Source organism: Exiguobacterium sp. SH0S7 (assembly GCF_004337195.1).
In the GTDB taxonomy this organism is placed as follows: domain Bacteria; phylum Bacillota; class Bacilli; order Exiguobacteriales; family Exiguobacteriaceae; genus Exiguobacterium; species Exiguobacterium aurantiacum_A.
This window is the reverse complement of sequence record NZ_SJVA01000012.1, coordinates 1-13,768: the sequence shown is the minus strand read 5'-3', so window position 1 is coordinate 13,768 and position 13,768 is coordinate 1. Positions and strand designations below refer to the sequence as shown.

The following is a 13,768-nucleotide window of genomic DNA, read 5'->3' as shown; positions in this document are numbered from 1 at the left end:
GTGTCTAACAACTACATCATGACGACTTTTTATCAAGAGAGACGGAGGGACTGGCCCTTAGATGTCTCGGCAGCGGGTAACCTGTGCCAAATCCAGCGAGCGTTCTGCTCGAAAGATGAAAAGGGTGTCTCTTACAGAGAGAGCCTTTTTCGGAAGGCTCTTTTTTTCTATTCTATTAAATGAGGTGAATCAATTGGAACAACCAACAGCTAACAAATGGGCACTCTTGCCTTTGCTCGTCTTCCTCGTCTTCTTCATCGGAGCAGGTATTTATTATGGCGACTTTTACAAGTTTCCGGTACTGATCGCGGCGTTGATCGCTTTAATTGTCGCTGCGATGATGACGAAAGGAAGCGTCACTCAGACCGTCGAGCGTATCGCACAAGGCGCCGGTAATCCAGGCATCTTGATCATGATATTCATCTTCCTGCTCGCCGGCGCGTTCTCGAGCGTCGCCGGTGCAATCGGTGCGATTGACGCGACGGTCAATGCGGCCTTGACGTTCCTGCCACCGTCACTCTTACTGAGCGGACTGTTCGTCATCGCTGCTTTCATCTCGATGGCGATGGGCACATCGACCGGTACGATTGCCGCGCTTGCCCCGATCGCGCTCGGCATCCATCAAGAGAGCGGGGTCAATATCGCAATCGCGGCCGCGGCCGTTGTCGGCGGGGCCATGTTCGGAGACAACTTGTCGTTCATCTCGGATACGACAATCGCTGCCGTAAGGACACAACGGACGAACATGCGCGACAAGTTCCGGACCAACTTTTGGATCGTGCTCCCGGCCGCAATCATCACGACTGTCCTGTTAGCCGTTCTCTCAAGCGGAGAATCGACGATTGAAGTGGCCGCGTTCGAATGGTACAAATTGATTCCGTATCTCGCCGTCATCGCCCTCGCCTTGACCGGACTGAACGTCATCCTCGTTTTGCTCGGCGGCATCGCGCTCGCTGGCATCATCGGGCTGATTGACGGAAGCTTGGCCGTCACGACTTACGTCACGGCGATGGCCGACGGCATGATGGGGATGGCCGAGATTTCGCTCTTGACGTTATTCATGGGCGGACTCGTCGGGCTCATCTCATATAACGGTGGACTCACCTATTTACGAGACGCACTCACGTCACGGATTGAACGCCGGGCTGGTGCGGAATGGAGCATCGCCGGGCTCGTCAGTGCGACGAACGTCGCGACGGCGAACAATACGATCTCGATTCTCGTAGCAGGCCCGCTTGCCGCGAATATCGCCGATACGTATGACATCGAACGGAAAAAGTCAGCGAGCGTACTCGACATCTTCTCGTGCGGGGTACAAGGACTTCTGCCTTACGGGGCGCAGCTCCTCATCGCCGCCGAGTTGACGAACACGGCGTCACCCGCCCTCGTCCCGTATATGTTCTATCCGTTCCTCCTGTTCATTTGCGGAGGTTTGGCGATCGTCTTCAACTTCCCACGTTTCAAAAAAACCAACTGAGCAAAAATCCTCGAAGGCGGCCGCCTTCGAGGATTTTTATGTTCTCGCTTCACGTTTACGTTTGAGCTCTTCGTTCCGTTTTTTGAAGGCGCGCCGTTTGAGAAGTTCTTCGAGACCCCGGCTAATCGCCCACAATACGAGCAAGAGCAAGCCGAGCATCGACAAGCGGAACGGGCTTTGGATGAACTCTTGCCACTGATCACCGATGACCGAGAAGATGATGACGACGAGCAGTTTCCCGAATCCGGCCGCCAATACGAACGTCCGGAGCGGCATTTGAATCAAGGCGAGTAAGTACGTGATCAAACTGACCGGGATGAACGGCAACGAATATAAGAATCCGAGCGAGATTGGACTCATATGGTTGATGCGATCGAGCCAATAGACACCCTGTTTATGTTTTTCGAGCCAACGCGTCATCGGTTTGCGGAACACGTAACGGACGGCGGCGAACACGAGGAGTGTCCCTGCCAAGCTGCCGATCCACGATAAGAGCACACCGAGCCAGAAGCCATACGTGGCCGCGTTCGCCGAGATGATCAAGACGAGCGGGAGAAACGGGAAAATCGCTTCCAGGAACGGGGCCCCGAGTCCAGCCCAAGGACCTCCCGGCAGTCCTTGGAGCCATTCAATGATGTTCAATATATATTGTTGGAGTGATGTGAGCATTTCAGTTTCCACCTTCGGCTTTCGTTACTACCTTTTACCCGAATTCGTTCAAGAGGACGCATCTCCCTGCTCTCCTCAAAAAAAAATAAAAAGTATTTGCGAAATTTCACTGTGATATCTATCATATAATAATGGACTTGTGGTTGCAGGCAAGTTCATTCGTCGAACGACACAACCCAACGTTCGTTTTCCTGCAAAAAACTGAACACAGGGGAGCAATAACATGGAAACAAAACCAATGCGGGTCTTGCTGTACTATAAGTACGTCAACATCGAAGACCCAGAAACACTAACACAACAACACCTCAAGTACTGTAAAGACCTCGGGATCAAAGGGCGTATCTTGATTTCTTCCGAAGGAATCAACGGAACGTGCTCGGGCACTTGGGAACAAACCGAACAGTACATGAACGATTTGAAAGCCGATCCATACTTCAGCGACATCGAGTTCAAAATCGATGAAGTCGAAGAGCATGCTTTCAAGAAAATTTTTGTCCGTCACAAACAAGAGCTCGTGACGTGGCGCTTTGATGGTGAGTTCGACGTGCCGAAACAACACGGTGCGTATCTCGAACCGGCAGAATGGAAAGAGATGATGAATCGCGACGATGTCGTCATCCTCGACGTTCGTAACAACTACGAGTACGATCTTGGCCATTTCAAAAATGCGATCAAAATCGACGTAGAGGCTTCTCGTTACATGCCAGATTGGCTTGAGGAGAACAAAGACCTCTACGAAGGGAAAACACTTCTCACGTACTGTACCGGAGGCGTCCGTTGCGAGAAATTTACCGCATATATGCGTGACCAAGGTCACGACAACATTTTCCACTTAAAAGGCGGCGTCGCCATGTACGGCAAAGACGAAGCAACACAAGGGGAAAACTGGGACGGCGAGCTTTACGTCTTTGACGAGCGCATCAACGTCCCAGTCAACACGGTCAATCCGTCAGTCGTTTCAACGTGCATGCACTGTGGAACGAAGACGGTCCGTTACGTTAATTGTGCCAACCCGGAGTGCAATGCCCAACACTTCTGTTGTGAAGAGTGTGAACCCAAACAGATGCGTTCATGCTCGAAAGAGTGTCAGGAGCATCCACGCAACCGCTATATCATCGAGAATATTGCGGAACAACTTCAAGAGACTGAAGGCGTCGTCGGGTAACAAAAATCGACCGAATAGCGTCGCGGGCATTTGCCCGCGACGCTATTTTTGACAGAAACTTTACGTCTAGCGCGGCATGGAATCGGGTATAGTGTAGATACTATTGTCAGACAGGAAGTGACTGAATTGCTCTTTAACGAACCGTTACTCGCCGCAATACTGGCCTGGTTTATCGCCCAGGCGGCCAAACTTGTGACCGAACTCATTCGAACACGTGACTTTGAACTTGAAATCATGTTCGCCTCAGGCGGAATGCCAAGCTCCCATACCTCGACCGTCGTCGCGCTCGCGACCGCGATCGGCCGGGCTGAAGGCCTCGACTCAAGCATGTTCGCCCTCGCGCTCACGTTCGCGACGATCGTCATGTACGACGCGACCGGCGTCCGTCAAGCCGTTGGTTTCCAAGCCCGTCTATTGAACGACTATTTTAAAGGGATCAAGCACGACACGCCAATCTTGAACGAACTCGTCGGCCATACACCGTACCAAGTCATCGTCGGCGCATTGCTCGGCCTCGTCGTCGGACTATTTTTCCCAATGTAAACGATACACATGTCCAGGCATGTCGGTCCCCTCTCAAAAACTGTCCATCTTTTTGTGAACTTTCACAACAGAGACGGTATAGTGATAAAGAGGAGGAATCGACATGCCTTTTTTACAGAAATCATATGAATCACTCGACACGCTCGCCGAAGCGATCGGGCAAGCGATCCGCGCACCGATCACGATCGAAAATCGCCACCATCAGCTACTCGCCTATAGCACGCATCCCGACTCGACCGACCCGGCTAGAATCGCGACCATCATCGGCCGTCGCGTCCCGGAAGCCGTCATCGAGGATTTATGGGAAAGCGGTATCCTGCAAGAGCTGATCGACCGAGACGAGCCTGTCGTCATCCCAGCCCGGATGGCCATCGGTCTAGGCGAGCGCGCCGCCGTCGTCATCAAGCAGCAAGAAGATGTGCTCGGCTACATTTGGAGTCTGGCCCGGACGACCCCTTTCTCCGAGCAGGAGCTCACCGTCTTGAAGGAAGGGGCAAGTATCGCCAAGAAACTGCTCATGACGATCGCCATGCACGAACGTCGCATCGATGCCGAACTCGAGCGTTTCTTTTTAGAAGTGCTCGCTTCGCCATACCTTGCTTCCGCACATCGGGAGCGCTTGAACGAACTTGCCCCGATCGCCGTTGCGAGTCGCCTGACAATCATCGACTGCTTGCAGCCGATCACTCCGCAATTTGCTGAGCGGTTATTTTATGCGCTTGCGACACAAGAAGCGATCGAGGTCGTCCTCCACGCTATCGACGGCCAACAACTGCTCGTCTGGCATTATATGAAGTCCGAGCTGTCTGAAGAAGAGGCCGCCCTCCTCCAGTGGACCGATCGCTTTGAGACCCAACTTCAAGACAAGTTCACTGACGCCGAACCTCGCCTCGGGATTAGCGGGCGTTTCTTCGAAAGCGATACGCTCTATGCCGCGACCGAGGAAGCAAGACGGGTCACATCGCTACGCCGGAAGTTCCCGTTCGAGCTCGCTAGTGCCCGGGCGTTCGAGCAAATTGGCATCTATCAACTCGTCCCCGATTTGTCCCGACGAATCGGCCTGCGCCTCGAGACGCACCCGACGATCGAACGGTTGCAGGCGTATGACCAAGTCCACCGCACCGAACTCGTGACGACGCTTGAATGGTATTTCTATTTTGAAGGGAACGTCAAACGAGTCGCCGCCCACCTCCATATCCATCCAAACACGGTCTTGTATCGGATTCGACGGATCGAAGAACTGACGAGCATCACCCAAGTCTCGCTCCCGGAACGGGCCGCTATTTATTTAGCGATCAAGGCCGGACAATATCGTCAAGACGACTGACCCCCACTTTGTGAAAAATCACAAAGTGGGGGTTGTCGCTTTTAGAATCCATGCTAAAGACAGCGATTTCACTTGGGTCTATACTAGAGGTGTGAACAAATTGTGTCAGCAGATAGAAAGGGGAACTACACATGAAAATCGGGGTATTGAAAGAGATTAAAAATAACGAAAACCGCGTCGCGTTGACGCCGATGGGTGCATCAGTCTTGACGGAACTCGGACACGAGGTGCTCGTCGAGACGGGAGCCGGCATCGGGAGCGGCTTCACGAATATGGAGTACATCGACGCTGGGGCAAGCATCGTCGATTCAGCACAGGACGTTTGGGGAGACGTTGAACTCGCCTTGAAAGTAAAAGAGCCACAGCCGTCAGAGTATCAATATTTCCGTTCAGACCTTACGCTCTTCACGTATTTACATTTAGCGGCCGAACCTGAACTCACGAAAGCGCTCGTCGATTCAGGCATGACCGCCATCGCCTACGAGACGGTCGAAGTCGACCGCACGCTTCCGCTGCTCACACCGATGAGCGAAGTCGCAGGACGGATGGCTGCTCAAATCGGGGCGCAAATTTTAGAAAAACCGCATGGCGGCAAAGGGATCCTCTTGTCAGGTCTTCCTGGAGTGCCTCGTGCGAACGTCACCGTCATCGGGGGCGGTGTCGTCGGGATGAACGCGGCCCGCATCGCGATTGGTCTCGGAGCCAACGTGACAATCATGGACATCAGCCCGGCTCGTCTCCGCCAAATCGACGACCAGTTCGGGAACACGATCAACACGCTCATCTCGAACCGCTATAATATCGCGAAGCAAGTCGCCGAAAGCGACCTCGTCATCGGTGCCGTCCTCATCCCGGGCGCGAAAGCACCTAAACTCGTCACGAAAGAGATGGTGCAACAAATGTCACCGGGGTCCGTCATCGTTGATGTCGCCATCGACCAAGGCGGGATCTGTGAGACGATCGATCATATTACGACGCATGACGCGCCGACGTACGAACGTTACGGTGTGCAGCATTATGCGGTCGCCAACATGCCAGGGGCAGTCCCGCGCACGTCGACGCTCGGTTTGACGAACGCGACGATGCCTTATATCGTCGAGTGCGCTCAAAAAGGAATCTTCCCGGCGCTTCGCGAAAATGCAGCGCTCCTCAAAGGATTGAACGTCATCGACGGTACGGTCACGTACGAAGCCGTCGCCCGCGACCTCGGCTATACATTCGTGCCGGCTTCTGAAGCGGTCACGAAGCAGCTCCACGCGTAATCGAACACATCCGAAATATGCGGACAGAAAGACGCTCGAACGATTGATTCGTTCGAGCGTTTTTTTATGCGTTTTCGACAGTGATATCCTCACCGATGATTTTCACTTCAGGTTCAAGTTCGATCTCAAACTTCTGTTTGACCGTCGCTTGGACGTGACGAATGAGCGAGATGTATTCAGTCGCTGTCGCCTGATTGATATTGACGATGAAGCCCGCGTGCTTGAGTGATACTTCCGCCCCGCCGATGCGCTTGCCTTGCAGTCCGCAATCTTGAATCAGTTTACCGGCGAAGTAACCGGGCGGGCGCTTGAACACACTGCCGCATGACGGATATTCAAGTGGCTGTTTCGATTCACGCTTATGCGTCAAATCGTCCATCACGTCTTTGATCGCTTCATAACCGAGCGGATCGAGTTCGAACGTCGCCTCTAAGACGATCAATCCTTCTTTTGAGACCCGGCTCGTTCGATAATCGAGGTCAAGCTCATCTTTCGAGAGCGTGAGTAGTCCGCCGTCTGGCGTCAAAACGACCGCACTCGCGATCACATCTTTCGTCTCGCCGCCGTAGGCACCCGCGTTCATATAGACGGCGCCTCCGACCGTTCCCGGAATACCGCATGCGAACTCCAGTCCAGACAGCTCTTCAGTGAGCGCCTTGCGCGACACGTCGATGATGGCCGCTCCTGCTTGGGCGATGATTCGGTTGCCGTCGCGGCGAATCGTGTTCAACTCGTTCAAGTTCAAGACGATGCCACGCAGGCCGCCGTCTCGAACGATCAAGTTGGAACCGAAACCGAGAATCATGAATGGTACGTTCTCGCGATGGGCGAGCTCAAGGACGGCTTGAACTTCTTCATACGTGTGTGGGGCCACGAAATAATCCGCTTTCCCGCCCAGTTTTGTATATGTGTGTGCTGACAGCGGCTCGTCTTGCTTGAAGCGCTCGGCCGGGATGATTGTGAGTAGTTGGTCTAAAAAGCTCATGCGTTGCCTCAATCCTTTACGGTCTATTTTATTAGTGCCGCAAGCGAAAAAGTTCGCCTCGGACACGTTGCTGAATGGTTTCAGTACGAAACACAGTATACAAATGTTTACCGAGAGTGACAAGCAACGTTTTCTTTACAATCTAGCGAATAGTTTATAACAATAATGATGTCGCGACGGCTACGACAATCGGGATTGTGAAATTATCCCAATCTCGATACGAAATCGCCTCTGTCAGCGTCGCTATGATGGAAATGATAAACCCATAAGTCACCACTTGCCACATCGGAATATCTTTCCACAAAAACAATAAAAAGAGTACCGCGTACGAACTTAAGAACATGGCCATGCTGCCTTGGAACGATCGCTTTTGCCCATACAGGTCATAGATCACCGTCCCGTATTTGCGTCCAATGAGGGCTGCTAAGCCATCTCCCCATGCCAATACGAGCGAGCCTGCTAAAAAGGCGAGCGGTTCCGTCTCGAAAAAGAAGAACAAGATGACGAGGAGTGCGATCGGGTAATAGACGGTCCCGAGCGACTTCCGCTCGGTCTGATGGACCGGAGACGGGCTCTTATATAGAAGCCACGCGTTTGCGAACGTAAAGAAAACGAGCGGTATGGCGGCGATGTACCATGTGTCCATCAACCAGACGGCGAGCAATGACCAATGCCCGACCGCAATATGTACGCTCTTTCGAATTGTCTCATCCGTCCAGCCGAGGCGCTTGCCAATCTGTTCGAGACCGACGAGAAACACCAGGACAATGACGATGGACAGAATAGAACTGACCCATTCATTCATCCTTGGACCACCTTTATGTGCGATTTTTATACGTATTCATTATACCTTAATCAGGCCAGAACCTAGCTTCCTTTTCAAACATTTGGTAGAATGAGGTCAAATGACTGTATAGCCCGCGAACGAAGTCGGCTATAGAAAGGATGCCTGTATGCGCGATGCAATTTCGATTCAAACGTTGGCTGATTGCCTTCACTATATGCGGGTTGGTGACGTCGATCGGGCCATCTCACTTTTTCCTGAAGAAGTGCGTGAGCATTTCCCGAAAGAGCTTCGTAAAATCCATTTGTTTCATATTGAAAAGAACGGATTGTCGATCAATCAAATCGTGGCCCTGGCCAACACACTGACCGGAGAACATTTGTCCGCGACGACGATTCAAAACTGGACGAAACGCGAAGTTCGCAAAATCATCGGTGTCCCTCGGGTCGGCAAAAAATATTCACTGCAACAGGCTGCGATCATTTATTTGCTCGACGACTTGAAGCATCTGTTTTCGCTCGAAGAGACGAGCTCGCTACTCGCACTCATCTTCAATAATCCCGACCGCGACGAAGACGACCTCATCTCCCCGATCGACTTCTACCGCTTGTACGCGGAGTATGCCAAGTCGACGAGCCCGATCGAGATGTTAGACACTCGTGCGAAGCGTTCGATCGAGAAGATGGGACATACCCATCCAAACATCATGCACGTCCTGAAGCTTTGTTTGTACGCGCACCGCGTGACGACACTCGAGATTGAGGCCAAACACTATTTAAGCCGCTTCATTTGAGCCAATCAAATGAAGCTTTTTTTGTAGAACGCAAAAAAAACACCAGTCGCAGTGACTGGTGTTCGTCATATTGGTTAGACTGACATGGCGACCGGCATCCGTGATTTGACTGTCAACGTCTTCAAAACTGACAACAACTCGAACATCGAGAGCTGATCCGCCTCTTTCGTCAAACAGAAAGAATCGTCATCTTGTTTGCGAAGTTCCGCCACAAGTTTTCCAGCTTTATCGCGAACACTGAACTTGTAGCGTTCGACATCGTATTGAATCGTGTAGAGACCACGTTCATAGACGTTGTATTCACACTTTTTCCCGAATAACGAGAACTTGTCTTTCAATTGACCAATCGCTTGCCCGTCGTGGTTCATGACGACCCACTTTTGACAGTTCGGGATGTACTTCCCGTGAGCGATTTGCCGACCGGACAAGTTGTGCACTTGAACACTGCCCTCCGTGTCGCGGTGAACAGATCCGATTGCATCATTTGTTTCGTCATAAATGGTCGCCTCGCCTTGCGTAAAGACACAACCTTTTACATAAATTAATTTGCGCACCGCTTTTTCCTCCTACTACGTTCCAACCTCGATTTTTGTGTTTGTTCGGTTGGTCATTCTGTGAAACCCCAATTTAGTTTCTAGTAGTCGTGTTTCTCTGTTCAACTACTACATATTTCATATGACGAAGATGATTATTGCACCGTTTGAGGAAAAAGACAACCCCTTTTTCTTCGACACAATCCGCCAGTCTGTCAAAGCTGTGAACAGGCGCCACTTTAGCGCTTAAATCCAGCCTGTTTGAGCAGCTGCTCGAGCTCTGTTCTTGCAATCAGACGAACTTGATTTGGTTCGGCGAGTTCGTACGCACTATCCGTATAGGACGAGTTCGTGACGACCCATCCTTCGTTCGCCCCATAGTATGGAACGGACGCGGCTACTTGCTGGACCGCTTCGAGTCCGACAACTTTTTCATAGCGTTTTGCCTGGACCGCGATCGACCAGCCGTCCGACGTTTCAAGGAGCAAATCCGCCCCGAAATCACGTGACGCCGGCGTGACCGTCACGGTGTACCCGAGCGCTGTGAATACTTCTTCTAAAAATAGCTCAAACTCACGGCCGTCCATTCGATCAATCCGATCAATCGTCGACAGGCGCATCCGCCAGATGAGCCAAGCAATCCCGAGTGCGAGCACCGTGACGACACTCCACATCGGTGCTTCAAACCACCATAATCCGATGGCGATCAATAGGCTAAGCGCCATTCCTTTCACGTCAATCGTCCTCCCTACCGTTTCTTTTATTTACTTTACCGAATCAATGCAGGAAAACAAAGGGTCTTCTGTCGAATGTATTCCAAATGTACCCGTTTGATATAAAGAAGGAGGGATCAAACGTTAATGGAGAAAAGGATGTATCTCCAAAACGAACTGCTGCACGCTTTACCTTACGGCGTCGCGCTGATTACGAAGGACGGTACGATCGTTCAGGCGAATCGTCCGTTCATGGAGCAGTTTCCTGAAGACTTACAGACGAAAACGAATATTTTTCACATGGTCAACCAGTCACCTCTCACCATGGAATTGTCGCGCCGGATGGAGCAAGGACTTCCTTGGATATACGAGATGCCGACGATTCGCGTCCATGCGATCCCATATGAACATATATACATTCTCTCCATCGAGCCGCTCCCGCTCGACACGCGGGTCACGGTCCAACATAACGCCTTTGAGGCGATGATGCATACCGAACTCGACATGGCGATGATCATGACAGATGCCAATCTGCTCATCAATCGCTTCAATAAAGGAGCGACCGAGCTGTTCGGCTATGAACCTCACGAAGTGCTCTATGAGATGACACCGTTCGCCTTGTTCGAGTCGCGAGAACTGAGTGAGAAGCGGACGCATTATCAGGACGAGACGGAGCGCTTGTTGTCGTTCGAACAGATGCTGCGCGTCGCACTCGATCGTGGAGACAGAGAATGGAAGTTTCAGCGTAAAGATCGCACCCATTTTGTCGGCAAACTGTTCATGCAGCCGGTCTATGAACACAATCAAATCATCGGCTTCTTTTTCTTCGTCTTTGATGTCAGCCCTGAAATCGCGCTCAAAGGCGAACTGCTCCATAAAGAGCAGCGTTACCGCATGTTTGCTGAGTCCGTGATTGAAGCTGTCCTGTTTCACGAAGGGGGAACGATTCTTGACGCGAACAAGGCAGCCGAAACGATTTTCCGTATCCCGGCCGAGGACATGGTCGGACGCCAAACGATCGAATTTATCGCGGAAGGCTACCGGGCCGATGTCCTCAGACGGGTCCGTAATCACATTCAAACCCCTTACGAAGTCATCGGACGGCGCGAGGACGGTACCTTTTTAGAGATGGAAGTCTATCCGAAAGAAGTGACGTTCCAAGGCCAGACGCTCCGTGTCGCCGTCATGCGCGATATTAGTGACCGTAAAAAAGTCGAGCGCATGCTTGAACGAGAGAAAAATGCGATTGCTCGTCAGCGCGACATCATCCAATCGATTCTGCAAGCATCGAACGAGGCGTTCGTCTTGACCGAATCGAACGGTAGTGTCCTGTTCATGAACGTGCATGCCCGGCGCTTACTCGACCTGCCCGGCATCGCTCCGAACAAGATACAGGAACGCATCCCGCTCCTGACGACATTCCGGGGCCGTGATCGCACTGAAATGCTAAAGAAAATCGACCTCTTGCTCGACGGGTCGGCTCGTGAAGTATCGCTCCGTTTTTCGATTCCGCAACCGAACGATCGCGACGAACAGTATTATGAGATGTACGGAACCGGAATGGACACAAAACGGCAGATTGGGATGGATAGTGGCTTTTTGTTCGTCTTCCGCAACCGGACCGAAGAAGAGCGGATGGACCAAATCAAAAACGAGTTGGTCAGCACCGTCTCACACGAGTTGAGAACGCCATTATCTTCTCTATCGGGATACATCGAATTGATGCTGACACGTGACTTGTCGAAGGACAAGCGCGAGCGCTATTTAAAGACGATGGCGAAAGAAGCGAAGCGGTTGACGGACTTGTTGAATGATTTCCTTGATATTCAGCGCATGGAAGATGGCAATCAAGAGTATAAACAAGACCGCTTCGTCCTGAACGAGCTCGTCCGTGAAGTCGTCGAACGCTTCCGCGAGACGACTGACCACTCGATTCATTTCGATGATGCCGACGAGTTGCTCGTCCTCATCGCCGACAAAGACCGGATCGAGCAAGTCATCATCAACTTGCTTTCAAACGCCATCAAGTACTCACCTCACAGTCATGAGATTGAAGTTCGCGTCCGGAAAGAGCACAAGCAAGCCCACGTGTCCGTCCAAGATTTTGGAATCGGGATTCCCGAGCACGCGTTCGAAGAACTGTTCAAAAAATTCTACCGTGTCGACAACTCAGATACGCGTCAAATCGGAGGCACCGGCCTCGGGTTGTCAATCTGTAAGGAGATCATCGAGTCGCACGGCGGCAGCATCGAAGTCGAGTCGAGCGTAGGTGTTGGCTCGACGTTCACGTTCACGTTAGATGTAGCGGAGGAGACGTCATGAATCAATATGCCTTTACCGGTTTCCCAGGATTTTTAGCAGGAAAGCTGATTACCCATCTCGCGACATTGCCGGATCAGATCGGCACGATCTATGCGCTGCATTTGCCGGCACAACGACCAGAAGCTCTCGCTTTGAAACAAGACCTATTGGCCACGACTTCGCTTCAAGACGAGCAGTTAGTGCTTGTTGAAGCCGATATCACACTCCCGGAAGTCATTCTCGACCCGATCATGCGGTCGGTCATCGAACGGGAAGTGAATTATATCTTCCACTTAGCGGCCGCATATGACTTGAGCATCCCGTATGACGTCGGCTACCGAGTCAACTTGCTCGGGACGAAGCATATGACGGCGTTCGCCAAACGGGCAAAACATTTAAAGCGATACGTCTACTTTAGTACCGCCTACGTCTCCGGACGCCGCCAAGGGACCGTCTATGAGAACGAGCTATGGCATCGGGTCCAGTTTAAAAACCATTACGAGGCTACGAAGTATGAAGCGGAAGCCATCGTCTCCCGTGAACTCGGCTCGATACCCGTGACGATCATCCGTCCCGGTATCGTCATCGGTCATAGCAAGACCGGAGAGACGAAAAAGTTCGATGGCGTCTACTTCGTGTTGAAGTTGATGGACCAGTTGCGTCAAGCGGCGCCGCTCCCGTATATCGGACGGCAAAACATCGAAGTGAACCTCGTGCCGTATGACTACGTGGTCGAAGCGACTGCTTATCTCGCCCACGCCCCAGTCGGTCTAAAGCGCACGTTCCATTTGACCGACCCGTTCCCGCATGGGGCTCGGGAAGTGTACCGTATGATCCATGAAGCGATGTTTGGTCGCTCGCCTCGCGGAACGATTCCCCATTTCGCCGCAGAAACCGGATTTTCCGCTTTGCAGCTATCGGAACGATATGGGGTTCCAAAAGAACTGCTCGCCTATTTTAAGCATCAAGTCCATTTCGACACGACGCAGACGCTCCGGGCGTTAAACGGGACCGGCATCGTTTGCCCGGACTTACAAGACTACTTGCCTGACATCGTCGCCTATTACAACACACACAAAAAGCCCTAACTGAACTGCCCCATAAAAGTTGGACATAAAAATCCAACTTTTATGGGGTGTTTTTATGGTCAAATTTACGAAGGCTTTCAAAATTCATGTGGCCGAACGCTACTTGACGGGCAAAGACGGATGCACAA

General features: G+C 51.8%; 13 protein-coding genes and 1 riboswitch. Of the genes, 8 read left to right on the top strand and 5 right to left on the bottom strand.

The genetic code is table 11. The features are described from left to right. Positions 1-26 precede the first annotated feature (26 nt). Positions 27-122: riboswitch (SAM riboswitch) on the top strand. A 71-nt stretch (positions 123-193) separates the two neighbouring features. Further along, a complete protein-coding gene (locus tag EVJ22_RS13015) occupies positions 194-1,477 on the top strand; it encodes a Na+/H+ antiporter NhaC family protein (RefSeq protein WP_071398887.1) in 1,284 nt (427 codons plus the stop codon). Between the two features lie 36 nt (positions 1,478-1,513). On the opposite strand, the gene EVJ22_RS13010 is transcribed toward EVJ22_RS13015, so the two are convergent. Then, positions 1,514-2,146: a TVP38/TMEM64 family protein gene (locus EVJ22_RS13010; RefSeq protein ID WP_070329195.1), complete on the bottom strand. Its 633-nt coding sequence runs from the start codon at positions 2,144-2,146 to the stop codon at positions 1,514-1,516. Positions 2,147-2,369: 223 nt separating this feature from the next. Here EVJ22_RS13010 and trhO point away from each other — a divergent pair, with 223 nt between their 5' ends. The 4 genes from trhO to ald all read left to right on the top strand — a co-directional run bounded on the left by trhO (position 2,370) and on the right by ald (position 6,443). Continuing rightward, positions 2,370-3,311 (top strand): oxygen-dependent tRNA uridine(34) hydroxylase TrhO, encoded by a 942-nt coding sequence (trhO, locus tag EVJ22_RS13005; protein WP_071398886.1) that lies wholly within the window; start codon positions 2,370-2,372, stop codon positions 3,309-3,311. 117 nt (positions 3,312-3,428) lie between these two features. Further along, positions 3,429-3,854 carry a divergent PAP2 family protein gene (locus EVJ22_RS13000; protein ID WP_070329193.1) on the top strand — a complete coding sequence of 142 codons (426 nt, stop codon included), beginning with the start codon at positions 3,429-3,431 and terminating at the stop codon, positions 3,852-3,854. A 103-nt stretch (positions 3,855-3,957) separates the two neighbouring features. After that, positions 3,958-5,181: a PucR family transcriptional regulator gene (locus tag EVJ22_RS12995; RefSeq protein WP_131444061.1), complete on the top strand. Its 1,224-nt coding sequence runs from the start codon at positions 3,958-3,960 to the stop codon at positions 5,179-5,181. A 131-nt stretch (positions 5,182-5,312) separates the two neighbouring features. Continuing rightward, complete coding sequence (ald, locus tag EVJ22_RS12990) at positions 5,313-6,443, top strand: alanine dehydrogenase (RefSeq protein ID WP_071398884.1); 1,131 nt, start codon at positions 5,313-5,315, stop codon at positions 6,441-6,443. 64 nt (positions 6,444-6,507) lie between these two features. On the opposite strand, the gene murB is transcribed toward ald, so the two are convergent. Next, entirely contained in the window at positions 6,508-7,428 is a 921-nt protein-coding gene (gene murB / locus EVJ22_RS12985) for a UDP-N-acetylmuramate dehydrogenase (RefSeq protein ID WP_131444060.1), read from the bottom strand. 154 nt (positions 7,429-7,582) lie between these two features. Then, positions 7,583-8,233 (bottom strand): diacylglycerol/polyprenol kinase family protein, encoded by a 651-nt coding sequence (locus EVJ22_RS12980; RefSeq protein WP_070329189.1) that lies wholly within the window; start codon positions 8,231-8,233, stop codon positions 7,583-7,585. Between the two features lie 148 nt (positions 8,234-8,381). On the opposite strand from EVJ22_RS12980, the gene EVJ22_RS12975 reads away from it, so the two are divergent. Next, on the top strand, positions 8,382-9,005 hold the full coding sequence (locus tag EVJ22_RS12975) for a DUF1836 domain-containing protein (protein WP_071398882.1): 624 nt from the start codon (positions 8,382-8,384) through the stop codon (positions 9,003-9,005). 74 nt (positions 9,006-9,079) lie between these two features. Here the strand turns inward: EVJ22_RS12975 and EVJ22_RS12970 are convergent, their stop codons facing one another. Together EVJ22_RS12970 and EVJ22_RS12965 are read right to left on the bottom strand one after the other, a co-directional pair. Beyond that, a complete protein-coding gene (locus EVJ22_RS12970; RefSeq protein ID WP_070329187.1) occupies positions 9,080-9,559 on the bottom strand; it encodes an LURP-one-related family protein in 480 nt (159 codons plus the stop codon). 218 nt (positions 9,560-9,777) lie between these two features. Continuing rightward, on the bottom strand, positions 9,778-10,263 hold the full coding sequence (locus tag EVJ22_RS12965; RefSeq protein WP_233589717.1) for a restriction endonuclease: 486 nt from the start codon (positions 10,261-10,263) through the stop codon (positions 9,778-9,780). Positions 10,264-10,410: 147 nt separating this feature from the next. Here EVJ22_RS12965 and EVJ22_RS12960 point away from each other — a divergent pair, with 147 nt between their 5' ends. Together EVJ22_RS12960 and EVJ22_RS12955 are read left to right on the top strand one after the other, a co-directional pair. Beyond that, on the top strand, positions 10,411-12,573 hold the full coding sequence (locus EVJ22_RS12960; protein ID WP_158625533.1) for a PAS domain-containing sensor histidine kinase: 2,163 nt from the start codon (positions 10,411-10,413) through the stop codon (positions 12,571-12,573). After that, positions 12,570-13,640: an SDR family oxidoreductase gene (locus EVJ22_RS12955; RefSeq protein WP_131444059.1), complete on the top strand. Its 1,071-nt coding sequence runs from the start codon at positions 12,570-12,572 to the stop codon at positions 13,638-13,640. The genes EVJ22_RS12960 and EVJ22_RS12955 overlap by 4 nt, the downstream gene beginning before the upstream one ends. Positions 13,641-13,768 lie beyond the last annotated feature (128 nt).

Coding starts and splice junctions, on each gene's coding strand:
- EVJ22_RS12955 (WP_131444059.1), top strand. CDS start 12,570: ATGAATCAATATGCCTTTACCGGTTTCCCAGGATTTTTAGCAGGAAAG.
- trhO (WP_071398886.1), top strand. CDS start 2,370: ATGGAAACAAAACCAATGCGGGTCTTGCTGTACTATAAGTACGTCAAC.
- murB (WP_131444060.1), bottom strand. CDS start 7,428: ATGAGCTTTTTAGACCAACTACTCACAATCATCCCGGCCGAGCGCTTC.
- EVJ22_RS13010 (WP_070329195.1), bottom strand. CDS start 2,146: ATGCTCACATCACTCCAACAATATATATTGAACATCATTGAATGGCTC.
- EVJ22_RS12960 (WP_158625533.1), top strand. CDS start 10,411: ATGTATCTCCAAAACGAACTGCTGCACGCTTTACCTTACGGCGTCGCG.
- EVJ22_RS12965 (WP_233589717.1), bottom strand. CDS start 10,263: ATGGCGCTTAGCCTATTGATCGCCATCGGATTATGGTGGTTTGAAGCA.
- EVJ22_RS12980 (WP_070329189.1), bottom strand. CDS start 8,233: ATGAATGAATGGGTCAGTTCTATTCTGTCCATCGTCATTGTCCTGGTG.
- EVJ22_RS12975 (WP_071398882.1), top strand. CDS start 8,382: ATGCGCGATGCAATTTCGATTCAAACGTTGGCTGATTGCCTTCACTAT.
- ald (WP_071398884.1), top strand. CDS start 5,313: ATGAAAATCGGGGTATTGAAAGAGATTAAAAATAACGAAAACCGCGTC.
- EVJ22_RS12995 (WP_131444061.1), top strand. CDS start 3,958: ATGCCTTTTTTACAGAAATCATATGAATCACTCGACACGCTCGCCGAA.